30 protein-coding genes are annotated in these 22,698 nt (G+C 63.4%); 29 read left to right on the top strand and 1 reads right to left on the bottom strand.

Going from position 1 to position 22,698, the window contains the following annotated elements:
- Positions 1-47: 47 nt before the first annotated feature.
- Both QJT82_RS10525 and QJT82_RS10520 read left to right on the top strand, forming a co-directional pair.
- Entirely contained in the window at positions 48-2,108 is a 2,061-nt protein-coding gene (locus QJT82_RS10525; protein WP_028339319.1) for an FAD-dependent oxidoreductase, read from the top strand.
- A gap of 225 nt (positions 2,109-2,333) precedes the next feature.
- Positions 2,334-4,382: an ABC transporter ATP-binding protein gene (locus QJT82_RS10520; protein WP_028339318.1), complete on the top strand. Its 2,049-nt coding sequence runs from the start codon at positions 2,334-2,336 to the stop codon at positions 4,380-4,382.
- 48 nt (positions 4,383-4,430) lie between these two features.
- Here the strand turns inward: QJT82_RS10520 and QJT82_RS10515 are convergent, their stop codons facing one another.
- On the bottom strand, positions 4,431-5,639 hold the full coding sequence (locus QJT82_RS10515) for an NAD(P)/FAD-dependent oxidoreductase (protein WP_035631065.1): 1,209 nt from the start codon (positions 5,637-5,639) through the stop codon (positions 4,431-4,433).
- Between the two features lie 700 nt (positions 5,640-6,339).
- Here QJT82_RS10515 and rpsL point away from each other — a divergent pair.
- From rpsL to QJT82_RS10380, 27 genes are all read left to right on the top strand, one after another.
- Positions 6,340-6,711 carry a 30S ribosomal protein S12 gene (gene rpsL / locus QJT82_RS10510; protein WP_006611834.1) on the top strand — a complete coding sequence of 124 codons (372 nt, stop codon included), beginning with the start codon at positions 6,340-6,342 and terminating at the stop codon, positions 6,709-6,711.
- A 15-nt stretch (positions 6,712-6,726) separates the two neighbouring features.
- Positions 6,727-7,197 (top strand): 30S ribosomal protein S7, encoded by a 471-nt coding sequence (rpsG, locus tag QJT82_RS10505; protein ID WP_021081660.1) that lies wholly within the window; start codon positions 6,727-6,729, stop codon positions 7,195-7,197.
- Positions 7,198-7,226: 29 nt separating this feature from the next.
- Positions 7,227-9,299 carry an elongation factor G gene (gene fusA, locus QJT82_RS10500; RefSeq protein WP_028339317.1) on the top strand — a complete coding sequence of 691 codons (2,073 nt, stop codon included), beginning with the start codon at positions 7,227-7,229 and terminating at the stop codon, positions 9,297-9,299.
- A gap of 40 nt (positions 9,300-9,339) precedes the next feature.
- Entirely contained in the window at positions 9,340-10,530 is a 1,191-nt protein-coding gene (tuf, locus tag QJT82_RS10495) for an elongation factor Tu (RefSeq protein ID WP_028339316.1), read from the top strand.
- 86 nt (positions 10,531-10,616) lie between these two features.
- Positions 10,617-10,925: a 30S ribosomal protein S10 gene (rpsJ, locus tag QJT82_RS10490; RefSeq protein ID WP_002712302.1), complete on the top strand. Its 309-nt coding sequence runs from the start codon at positions 10,617-10,619 to the stop codon at positions 10,923-10,925.
- Positions 10,926-10,979: 54 nt separating this feature from the next.
- Positions 10,980-11,699 (top strand): 50S ribosomal protein L3, encoded by a 720-nt coding sequence (rplC, locus tag QJT82_RS10485; protein WP_028339315.1) that lies wholly within the window; start codon positions 10,980-10,982, stop codon positions 11,697-11,699.
- 1 nt (position 11,700) lies between these two features.
- On the top strand, positions 11,701-12,321 hold the full coding sequence (rplD, locus tag QJT82_RS10480) for a 50S ribosomal protein L4 (RefSeq protein WP_028339314.1): 621 nt from the start codon (positions 11,701-11,703) through the stop codon (positions 12,319-12,321).
- A complete protein-coding gene (locus QJT82_RS10475; RefSeq protein ID WP_028339313.1) occupies positions 12,318-12,617 on the top strand; it encodes a 50S ribosomal protein L23 in 300 nt (99 codons plus the stop codon). The genes rplD and QJT82_RS10475 overlap by 4 nt, the downstream gene beginning before the upstream one ends.
- A gap of 12 nt (positions 12,618-12,629) precedes the next feature.
- Positions 12,630-13,463: a 50S ribosomal protein L2 gene (gene rplB / locus QJT82_RS10470; protein ID WP_028339312.1), complete on the top strand. Its 834-nt coding sequence runs from the start codon at positions 12,630-12,632 to the stop codon at positions 13,461-13,463.
- 12 nt (positions 13,464-13,475) lie between these two features.
- Complete coding sequence (gene rpsS, locus QJT82_RS10465) at positions 13,476-13,754, top strand: 30S ribosomal protein S19 (protein WP_028335459.1); 279 nt, start codon at positions 13,476-13,478, stop codon at positions 13,752-13,754.
- A gap of 10 nt (positions 13,755-13,764) precedes the next feature.
- Entirely contained in the window at positions 13,765-14,151 is a 387-nt protein-coding gene (gene rplV, locus QJT82_RS10460; RefSeq protein WP_016843750.1) for a 50S ribosomal protein L22, read from the top strand.
- 20 nt (positions 14,152-14,171) lie between these two features.
- Positions 14,172-14,873: a 30S ribosomal protein S3 gene (gene rpsC / locus QJT82_RS10455; RefSeq protein ID WP_016843751.1), complete on the top strand. Its 702-nt coding sequence runs from the start codon at positions 14,172-14,174 to the stop codon at positions 14,871-14,873.
- Between the two features lie 30 nt (positions 14,874-14,903).
- Positions 14,904-15,317, top strand: a complete 414-nt coding sequence (gene rplP / locus QJT82_RS10450; protein ID WP_016843752.1) for a 50S ribosomal protein L16 — start codon at positions 14,904-14,906, stop codon at positions 15,315-15,317.
- 5 nt (positions 15,318-15,322) lie between these two features.
- A complete protein-coding gene (gene rpmC, locus QJT82_RS10445) occupies positions 15,323-15,529 on the top strand; it encodes a 50S ribosomal protein L29 (RefSeq protein ID WP_016843753.1) in 207 nt (68 codons plus the stop codon).
- Between the two features lie 10 nt (positions 15,530-15,539).
- Positions 15,540-15,788 carry a 30S ribosomal protein S17 gene (gene rpsQ / locus QJT82_RS10440; RefSeq protein WP_016843754.1) on the top strand — a complete coding sequence of 83 codons (249 nt, stop codon included), beginning with the start codon at positions 15,540-15,542 and terminating at the stop codon, positions 15,786-15,788.
- A gap of 75 nt (positions 15,789-15,863) precedes the next feature.
- The gene (rplN, locus tag QJT82_RS10435; RefSeq protein ID WP_011473865.1) at positions 15,864-16,232 is read left to right on the top strand and encodes a 50S ribosomal protein L14; all 369 of its coding nucleotides are present in this window, start codon (positions 15,864-15,866) and stop codon (positions 16,230-16,232) included.
- Positions 16,232-16,546 (top strand): 50S ribosomal protein L24, encoded by a 315-nt coding sequence (rplX, locus tag QJT82_RS10430; RefSeq protein WP_016843755.1) that lies wholly within the window; start codon positions 16,232-16,234, stop codon positions 16,544-16,546. The genes rplN and rplX overlap by 1 nt, the downstream gene beginning before the upstream one ends.
- Positions 16,539-17,096 carry a 50S ribosomal protein L5 gene (gene rplE / locus QJT82_RS10425; RefSeq protein WP_016843756.1) on the top strand — a complete coding sequence of 186 codons (558 nt, stop codon included), beginning with the start codon at positions 16,539-16,541 and terminating at the stop codon, positions 17,094-17,096. Before rplX ends, rplE begins: the two co-directional genes overlap by 8 nt.
- Positions 17,097-17,142: 46 nt before the next feature.
- Positions 17,143-17,448, top strand: coding sequence for a 30S ribosomal protein S14 (gene rpsN, locus QJT82_RS10420; RefSeq protein ID WP_016843757.1), 306 nt, complete (start codon positions 17,143-17,145; stop codon positions 17,446-17,448).
- A gap of 15 nt (positions 17,449-17,463) precedes the next feature.
- Positions 17,464-17,862 (top strand): 30S ribosomal protein S8, encoded by a 399-nt coding sequence (rpsH, locus tag QJT82_RS10415; protein ID WP_018272133.1) that lies wholly within the window; start codon positions 17,464-17,466, stop codon positions 17,860-17,862.
- A 14-nt stretch (positions 17,863-17,876) separates the two neighbouring features.
- On the top strand, positions 17,877-18,410 hold the full coding sequence (gene rplF / locus QJT82_RS10410; protein WP_028339311.1) for a 50S ribosomal protein L6: 534 nt from the start codon (positions 17,877-17,879) through the stop codon (positions 18,408-18,410).
- An 11-nt stretch (positions 18,411-18,421) separates the two neighbouring features.
- Positions 18,422-18,781 (top strand): 50S ribosomal protein L18, encoded by a 360-nt coding sequence (gene rplR / locus QJT82_RS10405; protein ID WP_016843760.1) that lies wholly within the window; start codon positions 18,422-18,424, stop codon positions 18,779-18,781.
- Between the two features lie 58 nt (positions 18,782-18,839).
- On the top strand, positions 18,840-19,415 hold the full coding sequence (gene rpsE / locus QJT82_RS10400) for a 30S ribosomal protein S5 (RefSeq protein WP_016843761.1): 576 nt from the start codon (positions 18,840-18,842) through the stop codon (positions 19,413-19,415).
- A 39-nt stretch (positions 19,416-19,454) separates the two neighbouring features.
- On the top strand, positions 19,455-19,646 hold the full coding sequence (rpmD, locus tag QJT82_RS10395; RefSeq protein WP_028335461.1) for a 50S ribosomal protein L30: 192 nt from the start codon (positions 19,455-19,457) through the stop codon (positions 19,644-19,646).
- Positions 19,647-19,667: 21 nt separating this feature from the next.
- Positions 19,668-20,153, top strand: coding sequence for a 50S ribosomal protein L15 (gene rplO, locus QJT82_RS10390; protein WP_028339310.1), 486 nt, complete (start codon positions 19,668-19,670; stop codon positions 20,151-20,153).
- Between the two features lie 155 nt (positions 20,154-20,308).
- Positions 20,309-21,643: a preprotein translocase subunit SecY gene (secY, locus tag QJT82_RS10385; protein ID WP_016843764.1), complete on the top strand. Its 1,335-nt coding sequence runs from the start codon at positions 20,309-20,311 to the stop codon at positions 21,641-21,643.
- Positions 21,644-21,714: 71 nt separating this feature from the next.
- Entirely contained in the window at positions 21,715-22,599 is an 885-nt protein-coding gene (locus QJT82_RS10380) for an adenylate kinase (RefSeq protein WP_028339309.1), read from the top strand.
- The last annotated feature ends 99 nt before the right edge of the window (positions 22,600-22,698 follow it).

The following is a 22,698-nucleotide window of genomic DNA, read 5'->3' as shown; positions in this document are numbered from 1 at the left end:
TGACTTAGACCGGCTGTTTGGCTCGCGCCGGAGACGACGGAATCCATATGCTCGACTTGGCTATCGTAGGCGGCGGCCCCGGGGGGCTGATGAGCGCCTGGTATTTGAAGCGCAAACTCGGCGACCTCTGCCGCGTTACCATCTTCGAGGCGTCGAACCGCCTCGGCGGCAAGATCGTCACGCGCAAATTCGACACGGCGCCGGCGGTGTATGAGGCCGGCGTCGCCGAGATCTATGATTACTCGATGACGGGGCCGGACCCGCTGCGCGAGCTGATCCAGCATTTCGGCCTGCAGACGATCCCGATGGATGCCGAGCAGGTGCAGCTCGACGGCGAGCTGCTCGCCGACGTTCCCGGCATGCGCCGCAAATACGGGGCGAAGACCGCGTCGGCGATCGAGGCGTTCCGCAAGCGCTGCAGCGACCTGGTGTCGCCGATCGAATATTACGAGGGCGTCGGCGCCCACGACAACGAGCACCCGTGGGCCTACAAGACCGCCGAGCAGGTCCTCGACGAGGAGGTCGAGGACGCGACCGCCAAGCGCTTCTTCAAGGTGATGGCGCGTTCCGACATTGCGACCGAGAGCCACAACACCAACGGCCTCAACGCGCTGAAGAACTATGTGATGGACGTCGACGGCTATATCGGCCTGTATTCGATCCAGAACGGCAACGAGCAGCTGATCGATTGTCTGCGCTCGGAAGTCAGCGCCGACATCCAGCTCAACCATCGTGTGCTCAAGGTCGGCAAGACCGCCGATGGCCGCTACCAGCTCAACATGATGAACGGCAAGGGGCCGGAGACGCGCGACTTCGATCTCGTGCTGGTCTGCCTGCCGCACTCCTGGCTCGCGACCATGCGCTGGGACGGCGAGCAGCTGCGCAAGTCGATGGTCAAGCACGTCGCCTATTTCGACCGGCCCGCGCATTATCTGCGGGTCTCGATCCTGTTCGACGAGCCGTTCTGGGGCGAGAAGATCCCGGGCGCCTGGTTCATGTCGGAAGCGTTCGGCGGCTGCTGCGTCTACAATGAGGGCGCGCGCCACGATGTCGGCAAGCACGGCGTGCTGAACTGGCTGATCGCGGGCTCGGATGCGCTTGCCTTCGCCAATCTCAGTGATCAGGAGCTGATCGACGCCGCCTTGAAGTCGCTGCCGGCCTCGCTCGGCGATGCGCGCGAGCATTTCCTGGAAGGCAAGATCCATCGCTGGCTGTCGTCGGTCAACGCGCTGCCGGGCGGCCTGCCGGTGCGCGACGTCATGACCAACCACCGGCCCGAGCCGAAGGAGCACCCCGGCATCGTGGTGGTCGGCGACTATCTGTTCGATTCGACGCTGAACGGACTGCTCGATTCCTCCGATGCCGCGACCGACATCATCCTCACCGAGATGATGCGGCTGCGCCGTACCCGCGCGCAGGACGAGAGCGCGCTGTCCGACAAGATCGACCGCAGCTATTTCGACAATTATCGCGGCGCCGGGCCCTACGGCGAGGTCTGGCGCAACTTCACCGACCCGGCCTATCTGACGGACCTGATCAAGACGGTGTGGGGCAGGGCGAAGGGCTACAAGCTGCTGATCGCCGGCTCCGCCAGCGGCGAACTGGTCGGCGCGCTGCGCGAACGGGGCATCGATGCCTGGGGCATCGAGAACAACCGCTACATCCACGGCAAGACGCCGAAGGCGCTCAAGAAGTACAACAAGCTCGGCTCGATCGCCGACATGCCGTTCAAGGCCAACGAGTTCGACTTCGTGTTCGAGACCTCGCTGTGCCATCTCGGCGAGAAGCAGGTCGTGCGCGGGGTGCGCGAGCTCAACCGCGTGGTCAAGACCGGCGTCGTGTTCGCGTCGGTGACCTCCGACATGGCGCCGGCGGTGATCGACCGCTACGACCTGCTGCGCGGGGTGAAGAAGCTCGGCACCTGGTGGGAGTGGTCGGAATTGTTCTTCGGCAACGGCTTCGACCTGTCGATGCACCGCCGCGACTGCACCGATGCGCTGTGGACATTGACGCTGGCCGCCAACAAGGGGCCGGGGCAGTGGTACGCCGACTCCGACAGCCTGCGCTATTCCTTCTTCGACAAGGTCGAAGCCGACCTCGACGACTAGCGGCACCGACCGGAAGTTTTGCCGCCAGGCGACCGGCCTTGTGTCAACCAGCTGTCAAACGGCGGCAATGCTGCGCTCCGCGAATCCGCGCGAGCGTGCGGCGGCGCGTCGGCCGTTCCAAACGCTTTGCCGAATTCGTCGTGATCGCATAGGATTACGGCCGCAGTGTTATCAGCTGCGGTTTCGATTTGCGGTCATGCCGGCCGTGGAGCATCGGTTGGTTTCATGGCGCCAAGACCTCCCTCATCAAGACCTCCTGCATCAGACGATCCGACGAAAGCGGCGGCCGGCGATCCCGAGCTGAAGAAGAAGCCCGCGTCCGGTCCGCCCGCGGCGGCCGTTTCCACGAAGCCAGCCGCGGCGCCGGCTGACGACGAAGAGGATGAGGACGCGGACGACGAGTTCGAGCTCGATGACGACGATGATGACGAGGACCTCGTCGTCTTCACCGCCAAGGAAGCCGCCGGCGCGCTCTCCACGATCTTTGGCTTCGTCAGGCCGATCCTGGCGAACTACAAGAAGCCGTTCGCCTGCGTCGCCTTCGGCGTGCTGGTCGAGACGTTGTTCAACGTCATCATGCCGCTCAGCCTGAAATTCCTGATCGACGACGCGCTCGGCGAGGAGGACTTCGGAGCCCTCTACAAGATCCTCGGCGTGCTGGCGGTGGCCGGCATCGTCACCTCGATCATCGCCGTCTGGTACGAGCGCTGGGATGCGCGGCTTGCCGCCGGCATCATCGCCGACGTGCGGACGCGGCTGTTCGACCATGTCCAGAACCTGCCGTCGGCCTATTTCGCGCGCACCAAGCGCGGCGAGATCCTGTCGCGCTTCTCGATCGACCTGTCGGCGTTCGAGGGTTCGGTCAAGACCTTTGCCAACAGCGCGGCGCTGCCGGGCCTCGAGCTGGTCGCGGGCATCATCCTGATGCTGTTCCTGAACTGGCAGCTTGCCGTGGTCGCCTTGCTGGTGTTTCCGATCACCCTGATCGGGCCGCGCATCCTGACGCCGAAGGCGGTGCAGGCCAATTACGAGCAGAAGCAGAACGAAGCCGCGCTGCTCGGAACGGTGCAGGAGAACGTTGCCGCCCAGGCGGTGGTGAAGGCGTTCAATCTGCAGCGCCGGGCGCTCGGCTGGTTCACGATGCGCAACCGCGATGTCCGGGCCAAGGCCGCGTCAGCCATGTTCCTGTCGACCATGGTGGAGCGCACCGTCACCATCGCGGTGCTGCTGCTCCACCTCGTGGTGCTGGCGATCGGCGCTTATCTCGCCACCAAGGGGCAGATCACCGTCGGCACCTTCGTGACCTTCGAGAGTGCGTTCTGGGAGGTGTCGTACAACATCGCCCATCTGATGCATTTCATCCCGGTGTCGATCCAGTCGGCGGCGGCGGTGCGGCACATCCAGGAACTGCTCGACGAGCCGACCCGCGGCGCCGACCGTCCCGGCGCGCCGGATCTGCCGCGCATCACCAACGACATCTCCTTCGACCGCGTCACCTTCCAGTACGAGGGGGCGCAGACGCCGGTGCTCGACAATCTCAGCCTCAAGCTCAATGCCGGCAAAAGCATTGCGATCGTCGGTCCCAGCGGCTCGGGCAAGAGCACGCTGATCAACCTGATCCTGCGGCTCTACGTGCCGGACGAGGGCCGGGTCGCCATCGACGGCGTCGATATCCGCCGGGTGACGCGCGAGTCGCTTCGGGCGAGTATGGCGGTCGTGTTCCAGGAGAACATGCTGTTCAACATGTCGATCCGCGAGAACATCCGGCTCGGCAAGGAAGGCGCGACCGACGCGGAAGTCGAGGACGCCGCCCGGAAGGCCGAGATCCATCGCTACATCATGAGCCTGCCGCAGCGCTACGACACGCCGGTCGGCGAGCGCGGCGATACCCTGTCGGGCGGCCAGCGCCAGCGCATCGCGATCGCGCGCGCGATCATCCGCAACCCGTCCGTTCTGCTGCTCGACGAGGCGACTTCGGCGCTCGACCAGACCACGGAGGCTGCGATCAACCGCACGCTGCTCAAGGTCGCCGAGGGCCGCACCATGATCTGGTCGACGCATCGCCTGACTTCGGTGGTCGAGATGGACGAGATCATCGTGATCTCCGGCGGCAGGGCGATCGAGCGCGGATCGCACGAGGAGCTGCTGGCCCGCAATGGCGTCTATCGCAAGCTGTGGGACGACCAGGGACATCTGAATCACGACGAGGACGCCGACGACGCGGATGATGACGATGATGAAGATGAGGACGAAGACGAGGATGAGGAGGCGTGAGGCCCGCGCCGCGACGCGGGCGATGGCCGACGAGCGCTAGATTTTACTTTACGCCCGGTCCGCGGCTTGCGGACGTTGCCGGAAGTGATTGGCCGGCCGCGTCGTTGACGCCGCCGCGGGGGTGTGCAGCCGGCGCAGCCAACCCCTGCCGAGATAGCCGAAAAAGCGCGCCCAGCGCTGGGCCTGCCAGCTGGGCCCGCTGCCGACCGACACCTCGCGGAAGCTGAATGCCTTGGCGTTCGACCAGGCGTCGCAGGCGGTCTTGACCGGATCGTCGTAGAACGCGGCGATCTTGTCCTCGCCCATGCCGTCGGTCGATAGCCAGGCCGGGATGTGGACGCTGCAGAGCTGGGCGACGTCGGTGAACACCTTGTCGGTGCCGGTGCCGGTGACGGGGCAGGTGCTGGCGAAGGCATCACCGACCAGTACGACGCCGGCCTGCCGATAGCCGGTGCTGACATAGATGTCGGCCGGCCTGACCTTGATATCGCCCGCGATATCGAACTCGCCGGCGAGCCGGCGCAGCCGCGGCAGCGCGGCGTTCAGCGTCTCGACCGGATTGCGCCGCATCGCCCGCAGCCAGGGATCGTCGGCCTTGCGATAGGTGAAGAGGTTGGCGCGCATCCGGTCTCCGACCGGAAACAGCGTGATGTAGGGGATGCGGTCGCTCGGCCGCTCCGAGAAATAGGTCATGGCCGCGAACGGGAAGGCGGGGCGGCCGACGGGGACGAAGTCGAAGCCGAGCGAGATCGAGTGGCAGAAGCTCGTGACCAGCCGCTCGATGCCGAGCATCCGGCGCAACCCGACATTCAGGCCGTTGGCGAGCACCACAAGGCGCGCCGAGATCTCCTCGCCATTGGCAAGCACGAGCCGCTGCCGCTCGGAGCTGGTCGCGACGTCGACCACCTTGTCGCAGATGAATTCCGCCGGCCCCGCGATTTCGTTCCGAATCGCGGCGATCAGCGCGTCGTACATGATGCCGTATTGCCGGCTCGGCTGCCGGTCGAGCAGGTGGCCGAATCGCGCGATCCAGTTCTCGCCGTCCAGCGTCGCCGAGCGGAGCACCGACTCGGCAAGGCCGGTCTTGGCGAATCGCTCGAGCTGGAGGTCGCCGCCGATCTTTTCGACGCGGAAATCGAACGGATAGACCTGATGGGGATCGACCAGGACCGTCGGTATCCCGGCACGGCCGAGCATGGCGGCTGCGGTCGAGCCCGCAAGACCGCCGCCGATGATCGCGATGTCGGTATACCGCATAAGAGTTTCCGTGGCCGTGACCCCGATTTTTGCGCTGCGAATGGCAAATAAAGGCTTAGTTTCGAAGTTTGCCTTCGGGAACAACTTGGGGAGAGTTGTTTCTATTCATATTTTACCCGGATATAATATGATTCCGTACGCGCCCGAAGATTCGGATGATAGGCGCGGGGAGGTTGGTCGGCCGTCACATTTCGCCTTGCGCCGAACCTCGGCGAAATGCGAAATCTGCAAGTGCCAGAGGCGTTTCTTTGCTTGTCGTTTTGCTTGACTTCACTATCTCTCGATTATACAAGGCGCCCACTTAACGACAGGCGGTGAGCTACGCCAGCGTCGGAACGGAACACCCGAAGGCCCTTTTTGAGGAGCCGGACGGGCACCAACCTCGACGAATGCCGCTCAAACGCTGTCGATGATAGCTAGGCAATGCCAGGACGATATTAGTTCTCTTGAGCACGTCCTCTTGAGAGTGAATTCGGATGCATGACCTCGGTGGCGGACCGAACAGCGAACGCTGGTCGGTTCGGGATCGCGGTCCTCTGTGGCGTCGATGCGCTTTCCGCTCAGCGATGAGTGGTTGGCGCGATTTCGCTTTGCGCGGTTGTTTGTTCCGTGCCGAGCGGGCCGTGCGGGACGGCTAGTCCTGAGAAGAAATTTGCGGAGCCATTCAAGGTTTTCGCGCGAACTAAAGGGTGAAGGCTGCATGCCGACGATCAACCAGCTGATCGCAAATCCGCGTGAAGTGCAGAAGTCGCGTAAGAAGGTGCCGGCGCTGCAGCAGTCGCCGCAGAAGCGCGGCGTGTGCACGCGCGTCTACACCACGACCCCGAAGAAGCCGAACTCGGCGCTTCGTAAGGTCGCCAAGGTGCGCCTGACCAACGGCTTCGAGGTGATCGGCTACATCCCGGGTGAGGGCCATAACCTGCAGGAGCACTCGGTGGTCATGATCCGCGGCGGTCGCGTCAAGGACTTGCCCGGTGTCCGCTACCACATCCTCCGCGGCGTGCTGGATACCCAGGGCGTCAAGAACCGTAAGCAGCGCCGTTCGAAGTACGGCGCGAAGCGTCCGAAGTAAGCGGGAAACGATCAGATGTCGCGTCGCCATTCTGCCGAGAAGCGTGAAGTTCTTCCGGATCCGAAGTTCGGGAACATCATCATTACGAAGTTCATGAACTCGGTGATGTACGCCGGGAAGAAGTCGGTTGCCGAAAACATCGTCTACGGTGCGCTCGGCATGATCGAGGCCAAGACCAAGCAGCCCCCGCTCGGCGTGTTCGAGCAGGCGCTCGAGAACGTGATGCCGACCATCGAGGTTCGTTCCCGCCGCGTCGGCGGCGCGACCTATCAGGTCCCGGTGGAAGTCCGTTCGGTGCGCCGTCAGGCGCTCGGCATCCGCTGGCTGATCTCGGCCGCCCGCGAGCGCAACGAGAAGACCATGACGGAGCGCCTCTCGGCTGAGCTGCTCGATGCCTCGAACAATCGCGGCAACGCCGTCAAGAAGCGTGAAGACGTGCACCGGATGGCGGAAGCCAACCGCGCCTTCTCGCACTATCGCTGGTAAGGCGAACAACGGAATTTAAGGAACAGCCTATGCCCCGCGTTCATGCCATAGAGAACTACCGCAACTTCGGTATCATGGCGCATATCGATGCCGGTAAGACCACGACCACCGAGCGCATCCTCTATTACACCGGCAAGAGCCACAAGATCGGCGAAGTGCACGAAGGTGCCGCGACGATGGACTGGATGGAGCAGGAGCAGGAGCGTGGCATCACGATTACCTCGGCTGCGACCACCGCGTTCTGGAACGGCAAGCGCCTGAACATCATCGACACCCCCGGCCACGTCGACTTCACGATTGAAGTCGAGCGTTCGCTGCGCGTGCTCGACGGCGCCGTTTGCGTTCTCGATTCCAACCAGGGCGTCGAGCCGCAGACCGAGACCGTCTGGCGCCAGGGCGACAAGTACAAGGTGCCGCGCATCGTCTTCGCCAACAAGATGGACAAGACCGGCGCCGATTTCTTCAAGTGCCTGTCCGACATCGTCGACCGCCTCGGTGCCAAGCCGATCGCGATCCAGCTTCCGATCGGCGCCGAGAACAACTTCAAGGGCCTCGTCGACCTGGTCGTCATGAAGGGCATCGTCTGGAACGATGAATCTCTCGGTGCCAAGTTCGACTATGTCGACATCCCGGAAGACATGATCGAGCAGGCCAAGGAATATCGCGAGAAGATGGTGGAAGCCGCCGTCGAGCTCGACGACGACGCTTTGGCTGCGTTCCTCGACGGCAAGGAGCCGGACGAGGCGACCCTGAAGCGCTTGATCCGCAAGGCTGTGCTCACCGGCGCGTTCTATCCGGTGCTGTGCGGCTCTGCGTTCAAGAACAAGGGCGTGCAGCCGCTGCTCGACGCGGTCGTCGACTACCTGCCGTCGCCGATCGACGTGCCCGCGATCAAGGGCATCGATGATGACGGCAACGAGGTCGTGCGCAAGGCGGACGACAAGGAGCCGCTGGCGCTGCTCGCGTTCAAGATCATGGACGACCCGTTCGTCGGCACCATTACCTTCTGCCGCATCTATTCCGGCGTCCTGCAGTCGGGCACCGGCGTGGTGAATTCGACCCGCGAGAAGAAGGAACGTATCGGCCGCATGCTGCTGATGCATGCGAACAACCGCGAGGACATCAAGGAAGCCTATGCCGGCGACATCGTCGCGCTGGCTGGCCTGAAGGAAGCGCGCACCGGTGACACGCTGTGCGATCCCGACAAGCCGGTCATCCTCGAGAAGATGGAATTCCCGGAGCCGGTGATCGAGATCGCGATCGAGCCGAAGTCGAAGGCCGACCAGGAAAAGCTCGGCGTGGCGCTTGCCAAGCTCGCCGCGGAAGATCCGTCGTTCCGCGTGTCGACCGACCAGGAGTCCGGCCAGACCATTCTCAAGGGCATGGGCGAACTGCATCTCGACATCAAGGTCGACATTCTCAAGCGCACCTACAAGGTCGACGCCAACATCGGCGCGCCGCAGGTGGCGTTCCGCGAGCGCGTGACCAAGAAGGCCGAAGTCAAGTACACGCACAAGAAGCAGACCGGCGGTACCGGTCAGTTCGCCGAAGTGTCGATCGTCGTCGAGCCGAACGAGCCCGGCAAAGGTTATGAGTTCGAATCGAAGATCGTCGGCGGTGCGGTGCCGAAGGAATACATCCCCGGCGTCGAGAAGGGCCTCAACAGCGTCATGGGCTCGGGTGTCGTCGCCGGCTTCCCGGTGGTGGACGTCAAGGTGCAGCTGGTCGACGGCAAGTATCACGACGTCGATTCGTCGGCACTGGCCTTCGAAATCGCATCGCGCGCCGCGTTCCGCGAAGCGCTGACGAAAGGCAAGTCCGTTCTGCTCGAGCCGATCATGAAGGTCGAGGTGGTGACCCCGGAAGACTACACCGGTTCGGTCATCGGCGATCTGAATTCCCGGCGCGGCCAGATCCAGGGCCAAGACATGCGCGGCAACGCCAACGTCATCAACGCGATGGTGCCGCTCATGAACATGTTCGGTTACGTGAATAACCTGCGCTCGATGAGCCAGGGTCGCGCAACCTTCACGATGCAGTTCGATCACTACGCCGAAGCTCCGGCGAACGTGTCGGCTGAAGTCCAGAAAAAGTTTGCTTGATTGTCGTTGGTTAGCAACTGACGACTGAACGGAGAGTCAAATGGCCAAAGCAAAATTCGAGCGTAACAAGCCCCACTGCAACATCGGCACCATCGGTCACGTCGACCATGGCAAGACCTCGCTGACCGCAGCGATCACCAAGGTGCTTGCAGAAACCGGCGGCGCGACGTTCACCGCCTACGACCAGATCGACAAGGCGCCGGAAGAGAAGGCGCGCGGCATCACGATCTCGACCGCTCACGTCGAGTACGAGACGCAGAACCGTCACTATGCTCACGTCGACTGCCCCGGCCACGCCGACTACGTGAAGAACATGATCACCGGTGCTGCCCAGATGGACGGCGCGATCCTGGTCGTGTCGGCTGCTGACGGCCCGATGCCGCAGACCCGCGAGCACATCCTGCTCGCCCGCCAGGTCGGCGTGCCCGCGCTCGTCGTGTTCCTCAACAAGTGCGACATGGTCGACGATCCGGAGCTGCTCGAGCTCGTCGAGCTCGAAGTCCGCGAGCTGCTCTCGAAGTACGAATTCCCGGGCGACAAGATCCCGATCATCAAGGGCTCGGCGCTCGCCGCCCTCGAAGACAAGGACAAGAAGCTCGGCCACGACGCCATCCTCGAGCTGATGCGCAATGTCGACGAGTACATCCCGCAGCCGGAGCGTCCGATCGACCAGCCGTTCCTGATGCCGGTTGAAGACGTGTTCTCGATCTCGGGCCGCGGCACCGTCGTCACCGGCCGTGTCGAGCGCGGCGTGATCAAGGTCGGCGAGGAAATCGAGATCGTCGGCATCCGCGACACCCAGAAGACCATCGTCACCGGCGTCGAAATGTTCCGCAAGCTGCTCGATCAGGGCCAGGCCGGCGACAACATCGGTGCGCTGCTCCGCGGCACCAAGCGCGAGGAAGTCGAGCGTGGCCAGGTGCTGTGCAAGCCCGGTTCGGTCAAGCCGCACACCAAGTTCAAGGCTGAGGCTTACATCCTCACCAAGGAAGAGGGCGGTCGCCACACCCCGTTCTTCACCAACTACCGTCCGCAGTTCTACTTCCGCACCACCGACGTGACCGGTGTCGTGCACCTGCCGGAAGGCACCGAGATGGTGATGCCGGGCGACAACATCGCAATGGAAGTGCACCTGATCGTGCCGATCGCGATGGAAGAGAAGCTGCGCTTCGCGATCCGCGAAGGCGGCCGCACCGTCGGCGCCGGCGTCGTCGCCGCGATCATCGAGTAACTACGCGAATAGGGAATGGCGAGTAGCGAGTGGGTCACTCCATTCGCTATTCGCTACTCGCCACTCACTAAAGAAAGAATACGGCAATGAACGGCCAAAATATTCGCATCCGTCTCAAGGCGTTCGACCATCGAATCCTCGATACGTCGACCCGTGAGATCGTGAACACGGCGAAGCGCACCGGTGCGCAGGTTCGCGGACCGATTCCGCTGCCGACCCGCATCGAGAAGTTCACCGTCAACCGTTCGCCGCACGTTGACAAGAAGAGCCGCGAGCAATTCGAGATGCGCACCCACAAGCGCCTCCTCGACATTGTCGACCCGACCCCGCAGACCGTCGATGCGCTGATGAAGCTCGACCTGGCCGCCGGTGTCGACGTCGAGATCAAGCTCTAAGGTTTTGGATTTTTACGTCCGCCGCTTGCGGACAGAAAGACAGGAAGCACGCCGATGCGCTCCGGAGTGATCGCACAAAAGGTCGGGATGACGCGGGTCTTTACGGAGACCGGCGAGCATATCCCTGTGACCGTGCTGAAGTTGGGCAACTGCCAGGTGCTTGGCCACCGCACGACCGAGAAGAACGGCTATGTCGCTCTTCAGCTCGGCTCGGGCGCCCGCAAGACCGTGTACATGCCCAAGGCCGAACGCGGTCAGTTCGCGGTCGCCAAGGTCGAACCGAAGCGCAAGGTCGCCGAGTTCCGCGTGTCCGAGGACGCGCTGATCCCGGTCGGCGCGGAAATCCAGGCGGACCATTTCGTGGTCGGCCAGTTTGTCGACGTCACCGGCACCTCGATCGGTAAGGGCTTTGCCGGCGGCATGAAGCGCTGGAATTTCGGCGGTCTGCGCGCCACCCACGGTGTGTCGGTCTCGCACCGTTCGATCGGTTCGACCGGTGGTCGTCAGGACCCCGGCAAGACCTTCAAGAACAAGAAGATGCCCGGTCACATGGGCGTCGATCGCATCACCACGCTCAATCTGCGCGTGGTTTCGACCGACGTCGAGCGCGGCCTGATCCTCGTCGAAGGCGCCGTTCCCGGCTCCAAGGGCGGCTGGATCTCGGTGCGCGACGCGGTCAAGAAGCCGCTGCCGAAGGAAGCCCCGAAGCCCGGCAAGTTCAAGGTTGCCGGCGGCGACGCTGCCGAAGCTGTGGCCGAGAAGGAGGGCGTGTGAGATGGAACTGAAAGTCACCACCCTTGAAGGCAAAGACGCTGGCTCGGTCCAGCTCTCGGACGAGATCTTCGGTCTCGAGCCGCGCAAGGATATCATTCAGCGCTGCGTGCAGTGGCAGCTGAACAAGCGTCAGGCCGGTACCCACAAGGCCAAGGGCCGCGCCGAGATCTGGCGCACCGGCAAGAAGATGTACAAGCAGAAGGGCACCGGCGGCGCCCGTCACGGCTCGGCCCGCGTGCCGCAGTTCCGCGGCGGTGGCCGTGCGTTCGGTCCGGTTGTTCGCTCGCACGCGACCGACCTGCCGAAGAAGGTGCGCGCGCTCGCGCTGAAGCATGCGCTGTCGGCCAAGGCCAAGGACGGCGGGCTGATCGTGATCGACAATGCGCAGCTCGAGGCCGCCAAGACCAAGGCGCTGCTCGGTCACTTCTCCGGCCTCGGGCTCACCAACGCGCTGATCATCGACGGCGCCGAGCTCAACGCCGGTTTCGCGACCGCGGCCCGCAACATTCCGAACATCGACGTGCTGCCGATCCAGGGCATCAACGTCTACGACATTCTCCGCCGCCAGAAGCTGGTGCTGACCAAGGCTGCGGTTGATGCGCTGGAGGCGCGCTTCAAATGAAGAACATCGATCCGCGCCACTACGACGTCATCATCTCTCCCGTCGTGACGGAAAAGGCGACGCTCGCCTCCGAGCACAACAAGGTGATGTTCAAGGTCGCCGGCAAGGCGACCAAGCCGCAGATCAAGGAAGCGGTCGAGAAGCTGTTCGACGTCAAGGTGAAGAGCGTCAACACCCTCGTCCGCAAGGGCAAGACCAAGGTGTTCCGCGGCAATCTCGGCTCGCAGTCGGACACCAAGCGCGCGATCGTGACCCTTGAAGAGGGCCACCGCATCGACGTGACTACCGGACTATAAGGCGCAACGACGATGGCATTGAAAACCTACAATCCCACGACGCCGGGCCAGCGCCAGCTGGTCATGGTCGATCGTTCGGCGCTCTACAAGGGCAAGCCGGTAAAGACCCTGACCGAGGGCAAGCTCGGCAACGGCGGTCGCAACAACACCGGCCGCATCACCGTGCGTTTCCGCGGCGGCGGCCACAAGAAGGCCTACCGCACCGTCGACTTCCGCCGCGACAAGGTGGACGTGCCGGCGGTCGTGGAACGGCTCGAGTACGATCCGAACCGCACCGCGTTCATCGCGCTGATCAAATATCAGGACGGTGAGCTGGCCTACATCCTGGCGCCGCAGCGCCTGGCGGCAGGCGACACCGTCGTCGCCGGCAACTATGTCGACGTCAAACCGGGCAACGTCATGCCGCTCGGCAATATGCCGGTCGGCACGATCGTGCACAACATCGAGCTGAAGATCGGCAAGGGCGGCCAGCTGGCGCGCTCCGCCGGCACCTACGCCCAGATCGTCGGCCGCGACCAGGACTACGTGATCATCCGCCTGAACTCGGGCGAACAGCGTCTGGTGCACGGCCGTTGCCGCGGCACGATCGGCGCGGTCTCGAACCCGGATCACATGAACATCTCGATCGGCAAGGCCGGTCGTACCCGCTGGCTCGGCTGGCGTCCGCACAACCGCGGCGTCGTCATGAACCCGATCGATCACCCGCACGGCGGTGGTGAAGGTCGTACCTCGGGCGGTCGCCACCCGGTTACTCCGTGGGGCAAGCCGACCAAGGGCAAGAAGACCCGCACCAACAAGTCGACCAACAAATTCATTCTCCTCAGCCGCCACAAGCGGAAGAAGTAAGGAACGCCGGACATGGTTCGTTCAGTCTGGAAAGGCCCGTTCGTCGAGGGTTCTCTGCTCAAGAAGGCAGATGCCGCGCGCTCGTCCGGCCGTCACGACGTCATCAAGATCTGGAGCCGCCGCTCGACCATCCTGCCGCAGTTCGTCGGCCTGACGTTCGGCGTCTATAACGGCCACAAGCACGTGCCGGTGGCAATCAACGAGGAAATGGTGGGTCACAAGTTCGGCGAGTTCTCGCCGACCCGGACCTTCCACGGCCATTCGGGCGACAAGAAAGCCAAGAAGGCTTGAGGATTAACCGATGAGCAAACCAAAGCGCGAACGTAGCCTCGCGGACAATGAGGCCAAGGCCGTCGCCCGCATGCTGCGCGTCAGCCCGCAGAAGCTCAACCTGGTGGCGCAGCTGATCCGCGGCCGCAAGGCGTCCGCTGCGCTCGCCGATCTGCAGTTCTCGCGCAAGCGGATCGCGGTCGACGTCAAGAAGTGCCTGGAATCGGCGATCGCGAACGCCGAGAACAACCATGACCTCGAGGTTGACGATCTGGTCGTCGCCGAGGCGCATGTCGGCAATGGCATCGTGATGAAGCGTTTTGCTCCGCGCGGCCGTGGCCGTTCGGGCCGTGTGTTCAAACCGTTCTCGCACCTGACCATCGTGGTTCGTCAGGTCGAGGCCGAGGCAAGCGCCTAAGAAGGGCGCAGGAGAAGACGATGGGTCAAAAGATCAATCCAATCGGGCTGCGTCTCGGCATCAACCGGACCTGGGACTCCCGTTGGTTCGCCGGCAAGCAGGAATACGGCAAGCTGCTGCACGAGGACGTCAAGATCCGCGAGATCCTGCACAAGGAGCTCAAGCAGGCGGCCGTGGCCCGCATCGTGATCGAGCGTCCGCACAAGAAGTGCCGCGTGACGATCCACTCGGCCCGTCCGGGCGTCGTGATCGGCAAGAAGGGCGCCGACATCGACAAGCTGCGCAAGAAGGTTGCCGACATCACCTCGTCGGACGTCGTGATCAACATCGTCGAAATCCGCAAGCCGGAGCTCGACGCGACCTTGGTTGCTGAATCGATCGCCCAGCAGCTCGAGCGCCGCGTCGCGTTCCGCCGCGCCATGAAGCGCGCCGTGCAGTCGGCGATGCGTCTCGGTGCCGGTGGCATCCGCATCAACTGCTCGGGCCGTCTCGGCGGCGCCGAAATCGCGCGCATGGAGTGGTACCGCGAAGGTCGCGTGCCGTTGCACACGCTGCGCGCCGACGTCGACTACGGCGTTGCCACCGCGTTCACGACCTTCGGCACCTGCGGCGTCAAGGTCTGGATCTTCAAGGGCGAGATCCTCGAGCACGATCCGATGGCCCAGGACAAGAAGATGGCCGAAGGCGACAGCACGCCGCGTTCGCGCCGCGACGCCGCTTGAGGCAAAGCAGGAATTTGAGGGCTTAAAGCCATGATGCAACCTAAGAAAACGAAGTTCCGGAAGGCGCATAAGGGCCGTATCCACGGCGTTGCGACCTCTGGCGCGACGTTGGCGTTCGGCCAGTTCGGCCTGAAGGCGATGGAGCCTGAGCGCGTCACCGCCCGTCAGATCGAAGCCGCCCGCCGCGCGCTGACCCGTCACATGAAGCGCGCCGGCCGCGTCTGGATCCGCGTGTTCCCGGACGTGCCGGTGTCGAAGAAGCCCGCCGAAGTCCGCATGGGCTCCGGCAAGGGTGCCCCGGAATTGTGGGTGGTCCGGATCAAGCCGGGCCGCGTGATGTTCGAGATCGACGGCGTGCCGGTGCAGACCGCGAAGGAAGCGCTGTCGCTCGCCGCCGCCAAGCTGCCGATCAAGACGCGCTTCGTTGCGCGCATTGCGGAGTAATCGCCATGGCCGAGATGAAAGTTGAAGACATTCGCGCGATGAGCGACGACCAGCGGGAAGACGCGATCCTGAATTTGAAGAAGGAACGCTTCAACCTGCGTTTCCAGCGCGCCACCGGGCAGCTGGAGAACACCTCGCGGATGCGGGAAGCCCGCCGCGATATCGCTCGTATCAAGACCATCGCTGCCCAGCAGCGCGCGAAGAAGAAGTAAGGGGCCAGCTATGCCGAAACGTACTCTGCAGGGCGTGGTCGTCAGCGACAAGCAAGCCAAGACCATCGTGGTGCGCGTCGATCGCCGCTTCACCCACCCGATCTACAAGAAGACGATCCGCCGTTCCAAGAACTACCACGCGCACGACGAGAACAACCAGTTCAAGCCGGGCGACATGGTCTGGATCGAGGAATCGAAGCCGATCTCGAAGCTGAAGCGCTGGACCGTGGTCCGGGGCGAACACAAGAAAACGGCCTGATTACTTCGGCCTGGCCGAGGGAATTCAGGGAAATTTTGAGCGCGCTAAAGCGCAGAAAGAGGACGAGGTGCATCAATGATTCAGATGCAGACCAACCTCGACGTGGCCGATAATTCAGGCGCACGCCGTGTCATGTGCATCAAGGTTCTTGGAGGTTCCAAGCGCCGCTATGCCACCGTGGGCGACGTTATCGTTGTGTCGATCAAGGAAGCCATTCCGCGTGGCAAGGTGAAGAAGGGCGACGTGATGAAGGCCGTCGTGGTCCGGGTCCGCAAGGACATCCGCCGCGCCGACGGTTCGGTCATCCGTTTCGACCGTAACGCCGCCGTGCTGATCAACAATCAGTCCGAGCCGGTCGGCACCCGTATCTTCGGGCCGGTGCCGCGCGAGCTGCGCGCCAAGAACCACATGAAGATCATTTCGCTCGCGCCGGAGGTGCTGTGATGGCTGCCAAGATCCGCAAGGGCGACAAGGTGATGGTGCTCACCGGCCGCGACAAGGGTCGCACCGGCGAGGTGTTCGAGGTGCGTCCGGACGAGAACAAGGCTCTCGTTCGCGGCATCAACATGGTGAAGCGTCACCAGAAGCAGACCCAGACCCAGGAAGGCGGCATCATCTCCAAGGAGATGCCGATCGACCTTTCCAACATTGCGTATGTCGGCAAGGACGGAAAGCCGACCCGCATCGGGTTCAAGATTCAGGCCGATGGCAAGAAGGTTCGTGTTGCCAAGAGCTCGGGAGCAGAGATCGATGGCTGATACAGCTTACACGCCGCGTCTGCGCGCGGAGTATGACAAGAAGATCCGCGGCATGATGACCGAGAAGTTCGGTTATGCCAACGTGATGCAGGTGCCGCGCCTCGACAAGGTCGTGCTCAACATGGGCGTGGGCGACTCCGTCAACGACCGCAAGAAGGCCGAGACCGCCGCCGCCGAGCTGACCCAGATCGCCGGCCAGAAGGCGATCGTGACCTATTCGCGGATCGCGATTGCGACCTTCAAGCTGCGTGAGAACCAGCCGATCGGCTGCAAGGTCACGCTGCGCAAGACCCATATGTACGAGTTCATCGACCGCCTGGTGAACGTGGCGCTGCCCCGCGTCCGCGACTTCCGCGGCCTGAACCCGAAGAGCTTCGACGGCCGCGGCAACTATTCGCTCGGCATCAAGGAGCACATCATTTTCCCCGAGATCGACTTCGACAAGGTCTCGGAAGCGCGTGGCATGGACATCACGGTCTGCACCACCGCCAAGACCGACGACGAGGCGCGTGCCTTGTTGACCGCTTTCAATTTCCCGTTCCGGCAGTGAGTAGCTGAGCCAAAGCCACTCAAACGCGGATACCCAGGAGCCAAGCATGGCAAAGAAGAGTTCAGTCGAGAAGAACAACCGGCGCAAGCGGATGGCGAAGAACGCCGGCCCGCGCCGCGAGAAGCTGAAGGCGATCATCGCCGACAAGACCAAGCCGATGGAAGAGCGCTTCGCGGCGACGCTGAAGCTCGCCGAGATGCCGCGCAACTCGTCGCCGACGCGCATCCGCAACCGTTGCGAGCTGACCGGGCGTCCGCGCTCGAACTATCGCAAGAACAAGCTGTCGCGCATCGCGCTGCGTGAACTCGGCTCCAAGGGCCTGGTTCCCGGCCTCGTGAAGTCGAGCTGGTAAGGGAGGGTCGGAACAATGTCTACGCACGATCCGATCAGCGATCTCATCACCCGCATCCGCAACGCGCAGATGCGCTCCAAGTCCAAGGTCTCGAGCCCCGGCTCGAAGATGCGCGCCAACGTGCTCGAGGTGCTGAAGTCCGAGGGGTACATCCGCGGCTACGCCAGCGTCGAGCATGCCTCGGGCCGCAGCGAGCTCGAGATCGAGCTGAAGTATTTCGACGGCGAGCCCGTCATCCGCGAGATCGAGCGGGTGTCGAAGCCGGGCCGCCGCGTTTACGCCTCGGTGAAGAACCTGCCGCGCGTGAACAACGGTCTCGGCATTTCGGTGTTGTCGACGCCGAAGGGAATCATGGCTGACCACCAGGCGCGCGACGCCAACGTGGGCGGCGAAGTTCTCTTCACGGTGTTCTGAGGAAGGATTTTACGATGTCACGTATCGGCAAAAGGCCGGTGGCGATCCCGTCGGGTGTGACGGCGACCGTCGAGGGCCAGACCGTCAAGGTGAAGGGGCCGAAGGGCCAGCTTCAGTTCGTCGTGCATGACGACGTCGAGGTGAAGTTCGAGAACGGCCAGGTCAAGGTCGCTCCGCGGATCAAGACCAACCGCGCGCAGGCGATGTACGGCACCGCGCGCGCGCAGGTCGCCAACCTCGTCGAGGGCGTCACCAAGGGCTTCGAGAAGAAGCTCGAGATCACCGGCGTCGGCTACCGCGCCGCGATGCAGGGCAAGAACCTGCAGCTCGCGCTCGGCTACAGCCACGACGTGGTGTACGCGATCCCGGAAGGCATCACCATCGCGGTGCCGAAGCCGACCGAGATCACGATCACCGGCAACGATCCGCAGCGCGTCGGCCAGGTCGCCGCCGAGATCCGCGCCTACCGTCCGCCCGAGCCCTACAAGGGCAAGGGCGTGAAGTACGCCAACGAATTCATCTTCCGCAAGGAAGGCAAGAAGAAGTAACGGAGCCGGTCATGTCACTCAAGGTTACGAATGCCCGGCGCAAGCAGCGCGTGCGCCTTGCGCTTCGCCGCTCGGCAGGCGGCCGTCCGCGGCTGTCGGTGTTCCGCTCGTCCAAGCACATCTACGCCCAGGTCATCGACGACCAGAAGGGCGAGACGCTCGCCTCCGCCTCGTCGCTGGAGAAGACCATGCGCGACGCCGGCAAGACCGGCGCCGACATCGATGCGGCGAAGGCGGTCGGCAAGCTGCTCGCCGAGCGCGCGGCGCAGAAGGGTGTCAAGGAAGTCGTGTTCGATCGCGGCGCCTACATCTATCACGGGCGCGTCAAGGCGCTCGCGGATGCGGCGCGCGAAGGCGGATTGAGCTTCTAAACTTTACGAACGATGACGAGGAAAGAGGCGCAAGGCCTCCTAGAGATTGGAAAACACCATGGCAGGTGAACGCGAACGCGGCGGACGCGAACGGAGCAGGGAGCGCGAGGAGCGCGACAGCGAGTTCGTCGACAAGCTCGTCCACATCAATCGCGTGGCGAAGGTCGTCAAGGGCGGCAAGCGCTTCGGCTTTGCGGCGCTGGTCGTGATCGGCGACCAGAAGGGCCGGGTCGGGTTCGGCCACGGCAAGGCGCGCGAAGTTCCGGAAGCGATCCGCAAGGCGACCGAATCGGCGAAGCGCAACCTGACGCGCGTCGCGCTTCGCGAAGGCCGCACGCTGCATCACGACATCGCCGGCCGTCACGGCGCCGGCCGCGTCTACCTGCGTGCCGCTCCGGCCGGTACCGGCATCATCGCCGGCGGCCCGATGCGCGCGGTGTTCGAGACGCTCGGCATCCAGGACGTGGTGGCGAAGTCGATCGGCTCGTCGAATCCCTACAACATGGTTCGCGCGACGTTCGACGCGCTGAAGCATCAGGATTCGCCTCGCTCGGTGGCGGCACGCCGCAACATCAAGGTCTCCACCCTGCAGTCGCGCCGCGTCGGCGGCGACGCCGAAGTGGTGGCGGAATAACAACGCGCGCTTCTCGAAGCGCTATTCGGAGTTACTGTCATGGCCAAGGCCAGCAAGACCATCAAGGTCGAGCAGATCGGCAGCGCAATCCGCCGCCATCACTCGCAGCGTTCGACGCTGATCGGCCTCAAGCTCAACAAGATCGGCCGGGTTGCCGAGCTGCAGGATACCCCTGAAGTTCGCGGCATGATCAGCAAGGTTCAGCATCTCGTCCGCGTCGTCGGCGAGTAAGCAGAGATAAGGAGAAGGGCGATGAAGCTCAGCGATATCGCCGACAACGCCGGCTCGCGCAAGAAGCGCATGCGTGTCGGCCGTGGCATCGGTTCCGGCAAGGGCAAGACCTCGGGCCGCGGCGGCAAGGGCCAGACCGCGCGTTCGGGCGTCCGCATCAAGGGTTTCGAAGGCGGCCAGATGCCGATGCATCGCCGTCTGCCGAAGCGCGGCTTCAACAACATCTTCCGGCTCGACTTCGCCGAGATCAATCTCGACCGTCTGCAGGAAGCGATCGACAACAAGCTGGTCGATGCGAGCGCGACGGTGAACGTCGAATCGCTGGTGAAGGCCGGCGTGCTGCGCCGCGCCAAGGATGGCCTGCGGCTGCTCGGCCGCGGCGAGATCAAGACCAAGCTGACCATCGAGGTGCACGGCGCTTCCAAGTCGGCCATTGCCGCGGTCGAGAAGGCCGGCGGCTCGGTCAAGATCCTGGCCCCCGCCAAGGAAGAAGGCGAGGCGGCGTAACATCTGCGTCATTGCCCGCGACGCGCGGGCAATCCGCAGATCGAATGATGGACTTATCGAGGCCGAGCACCAGATAATGTCCGGTGTCTGCCGGCGCCCAGGGAATTGATCTCCTTGGGGCGCCGGCGAATGGGGCTCCGGGAGAAAGCCGAAACATGGTCTCAGCAGCCGAACAACTTGCCGCCAACCTCAATTTCGGACAGCTGGCGAAAGCCGACGAGCTGAAGAAGCGCATCTGGTTCACCCTGGGTGCGCTGCTTGTTTATCGGCTCGGCACCTACATCCCGCTGCCCGGCATCGATCCCAACATCTGGGAGCAGGTGTTCCGCAGCCAGTCCGGCGGCATCCTCGGCATGTTCAACATGTTCGCCGGCGGCGGCATCCACCGCATGGCGATCTTCGCGCTGAACATCATGCCGTACATCTCGGCATCGATCATCGTGCAGCTGCTGACCACCGTGTCGCCGCAGCTCGAGGCGCTCAAGAAGGAAGGCGAGGCGGGCCGCAAGACGCTGAACCAGTACACCCGCTATCTGACGGTGATCCTGGCGCTGTTCCAGTCCTACGGCATCGCGATCGGCCTCGAAGGCGCCGGCAATGTCGTCAGCGACCCCGGCATGTTCTTCCGGATCTCGACCGCGATCACGCTGACCGGCGGCACCATGTTCCTGATGTGGCTCGGCGAGCAGATCACCTCGCGCGGCATCGGCAACGGTATTTCGCTGATCATCCTGGCCGGCATCGTCGCCGAATTGCCGTCGGCGCTCGCCAACATGCTGGAGCTTGGCCGCCAGGGCGCGATGTCGACCGGCCTGATCCTGATCGTCATCGTGATGGCGGTCGCCGTGATCGCCTTCATCGTGTTCATGGAGCGCGCGCAGCGCCGGCTTTTGATCCAGTATCCGAAGCGCCAGGTCGGCAACAAGATGTTCGAGGGGCAGTCCTCGCATCTGCCGCTCAAGCTCAACACCTCGGGCGTGATTCCGCCGATCTTTGCCTCGTCGCTGCTGTTGCTGCCGACCACGGTCGCGAACTTCAACGCCGGCAAGGGGCCGGAATGGTTCCAGTGGATCACGACCCAGCTCAGCCACGGCCGGCCGCTGTTCCTGTTCATGTATCTCGCACTGATCGTGTTCTTTGCGTTCTTCTATACCGCGATCGTGTTCAACCCGACCGAGACCGCGGACAATCTGAAGAAGCATGGCGGCTTCATCCCCGGCATCCGGCCCGGCGAGCGCACCGCCGAGTACATCGACTATGTGCTGTCGCGCATCACGGTGCTCGGCGCAGTCTATCTCGCGATCGTCTGCCTGATTCCTGAAATTCTGATTTCCTACGCATCGGTCCCGTTCTACTTTGGTGGCACCTCGCTGTTGATCGTCGTCAGCGTGACGATGGATACGGTGTCGCAGGTGCAGGGCTATCTGCTCGCTCATCAGTATGAAGGGCTGATCAGGAAGTCGAAGCTCAGGGGAGGCCGCCGCCGCTGATCACGGCTCGGCTTCGAATTCAAAACACAGGTGTGCGGACGTCGCCCACCTAGCCGGGGGGCGAAACAGACATGAGATTGATCCTTTTGGGGCCGCCGGGCTCGGGCAAGGGAACCCAGGCGCAGCGGCTGGTGCACAAGCACGGCATCGTCCAGCTCTCGACCGGTGAGATGCTGCGCGCTGCGGTAGCCGCGGGCACGCCGATCGGCTTGCAGGCCAAGGAGATCATGGCCAATGGCGGCCTGGTTCCCGACGAGGTGGTGGTGGGAATCATCGCCGACCGAATCGAGGAGCCCGATGCCAAGAAGGGCTTCATTCTCGACGGCTTCCCGCGCACCGTGCCGCAGGCCGCGGCGCTCGACGATCTGCTTCGGAAAAAGCACCTCAAGCTTGATGCGGTGGTTGAGCTCCGCGTCAACGAGAGCGCGCTGCTCGCCCGCGTTGAGAAGCGTGCCGAGGAAACCCGCGCGCGCGGCGAGGAAGTCCGCCTCGACGACACGCCGGAAGTGCTGACCAAGCGCCTGGCGCAGTACCGTTCCCTAACGGAGCCGCTGATTCACTATTATTCGGAGCGGCGGAAGCTCCTGACGGTCGATGGCATGATGACCATCGAGCACGTGACCCGCGAGATCAACCGGATCCTGACCGCGCTCGGCGCGCTGGAACCGAAGGATCACGAGGATCACGCCCCGAAGGCGGCTAAAAAGGCCGCCAAGGCGGCCATGAATGCCAGCAAGAAGCCGGCCAGGAAGGCAGCTAAACCAGCCAAAAAGGCCGCCAAATCGGCCCGGAAGGCTGCCAAGGCGCCCTCCAAGGCCAAAGCGGCCAAGAAAACCGTGAAGAAAGCCGCGAAGCAGGCGGTAAAGAAGGCCGCCGGCGCCGCGAAAGCCCGCAAGGGAGCAAAGACCGCCAAAAAGGCGGCAAAAAAGCTCACGAAAAAGCGAGCTAAACGCTAGGAGCGGTTGACGAAACCGACATGAATCCTTTAATAAGCCCCGCATCCAAGTTGGATAGTTTTATGACGATGCCGGGCCCCGAAGGACATGAGGGGAGGG

The organism is Bradyrhizobium sp. Mp19, from assembly GCF_029952935.1.
In the GTDB taxonomy this organism is placed as follows: Bacteria; Pseudomonadota; Alphaproteobacteria; order Rhizobiales; family Xanthobacteraceae; genus Bradyrhizobium; species Bradyrhizobium elkanii.
This window is presented reverse-complemented; position numbering and strand designations above follow the sequence as displayed.

Coding starts and splice junctions, on each gene's coding strand:
- QJT82_RS10525 (WP_028339319.1), top strand. CDS start 48: ATGCTCGACTTGGCTATCGTAGGCGGCGGCCCCGGGGGGCTGATGAGC.
- QJT82_RS10520 (WP_028339318.1), top strand. CDS start 2,334: ATGGCGCCAAGACCTCCCTCATCAAGACCTCCTGCATCAGACGATCCG.
- QJT82_RS10515 (WP_035631065.1), bottom strand. CDS start 5,639: ATGCGGTATACCGACATCGCGATCATCGGCGGCGGTCTTGCGGGCTCG.
- rpsL (WP_006611834.1), top strand. CDS start 6,340: ATGCCGACGATCAACCAGCTGATCGCAAATCCGCGTGAAGTGCAGAAG.
- rpsG (WP_021081660.1), top strand. CDS start 6,727: ATGTCGCGTCGCCATTCTGCCGAGAAGCGTGAAGTTCTTCCGGATCCG.
- fusA (WP_028339317.1), top strand. CDS start 7,227: ATGCCCCGCGTTCATGCCATAGAGAACTACCGCAACTTCGGTATCATG.
- tuf (WP_028339316.1), top strand. CDS start 9,340: ATGGCCAAAGCAAAATTCGAGCGTAACAAGCCCCACTGCAACATCGGC.
- rpsJ (WP_002712302.1), top strand. CDS start 10,617: ATGAACGGCCAAAATATTCGCATCCGTCTCAAGGCGTTCGACCATCGA.
- rplC (WP_028339315.1), top strand. CDS start 10,980: ATGCGCTCCGGAGTGATCGCACAAAAGGTCGGGATGACGCGGGTCTTT.
- rplD (WP_028339314.1), top strand. CDS start 11,701: ATGGAACTGAAAGTCACCACCCTTGAAGGCAAAGACGCTGGCTCGGTC.
- QJT82_RS10475 (WP_028339313.1), top strand. CDS start 12,318: ATGAAGAACATCGATCCGCGCCACTACGACGTCATCATCTCTCCCGTC.
- rplB (WP_028339312.1), top strand. CDS start 12,630: ATGGCATTGAAAACCTACAATCCCACGACGCCGGGCCAGCGCCAGCTG.
- rpsS (WP_028335459.1), top strand. CDS start 13,476: ATGGTTCGTTCAGTCTGGAAAGGCCCGTTCGTCGAGGGTTCTCTGCTC.
- rplV (WP_016843750.1), top strand. CDS start 13,765: ATGAGCAAACCAAAGCGCGAACGTAGCCTCGCGGACAATGAGGCCAAG.
- rpsC (WP_016843751.1), top strand. CDS start 14,172: ATGGGTCAAAAGATCAATCCAATCGGGCTGCGTCTCGGCATCAACCGG.
- rplP (WP_016843752.1), top strand. CDS start 14,904: ATGATGCAACCTAAGAAAACGAAGTTCCGGAAGGCGCATAAGGGCCGT.
- rpmC (WP_016843753.1), top strand. CDS start 15,323: ATGGCCGAGATGAAAGTTGAAGACATTCGCGCGATGAGCGACGACCAG.
- rpsQ (WP_016843754.1), top strand. CDS start 15,540: ATGCCGAAACGTACTCTGCAGGGCGTGGTCGTCAGCGACAAGCAAGCC.
- rplN (WP_011473865.1), top strand. CDS start 15,864: ATGATTCAGATGCAGACCAACCTCGACGTGGCCGATAATTCAGGCGCA.
- rplX (WP_016843755.1), top strand. CDS start 16,232: ATGGCTGCCAAGATCCGCAAGGGCGACAAGGTGATGGTGCTCACCGGC.
- rplE (WP_016843756.1), top strand. CDS start 16,539: ATGGCTGATACAGCTTACACGCCGCGTCTGCGCGCGGAGTATGACAAG.
- rpsN (WP_016843757.1), top strand. CDS start 17,143: ATGGCAAAGAAGAGTTCAGTCGAGAAGAACAACCGGCGCAAGCGGATG.
- rpsH (WP_018272133.1), top strand. CDS start 17,464: ATGTCTACGCACGATCCGATCAGCGATCTCATCACCCGCATCCGCAAC.
- rplF (WP_028339311.1), top strand. CDS start 17,877: ATGTCACGTATCGGCAAAAGGCCGGTGGCGATCCCGTCGGGTGTGACG.
- rplR (WP_016843760.1), top strand. CDS start 18,422: ATGTCACTCAAGGTTACGAATGCCCGGCGCAAGCAGCGCGTGCGCCTT.
- rpsE (WP_016843761.1), top strand. CDS start 18,840: ATGGCAGGTGAACGCGAACGCGGCGGACGCGAACGGAGCAGGGAGCGC.
- rpmD (WP_028335461.1), top strand. CDS start 19,455: ATGGCCAAGGCCAGCAAGACCATCAAGGTCGAGCAGATCGGCAGCGCA.
- rplO (WP_028339310.1), top strand. CDS start 19,668: ATGAAGCTCAGCGATATCGCCGACAACGCCGGCTCGCGCAAGAAGCGC.
- secY (WP_016843764.1), top strand. CDS start 20,309: ATGGTCTCAGCAGCCGAACAACTTGCCGCCAACCTCAATTTCGGACAG.
- QJT82_RS10380 (WP_028339309.1), top strand. CDS start 21,715: ATGAGATTGATCCTTTTGGGGCCGCCGGGCTCGGGCAAGGGAACCCAG.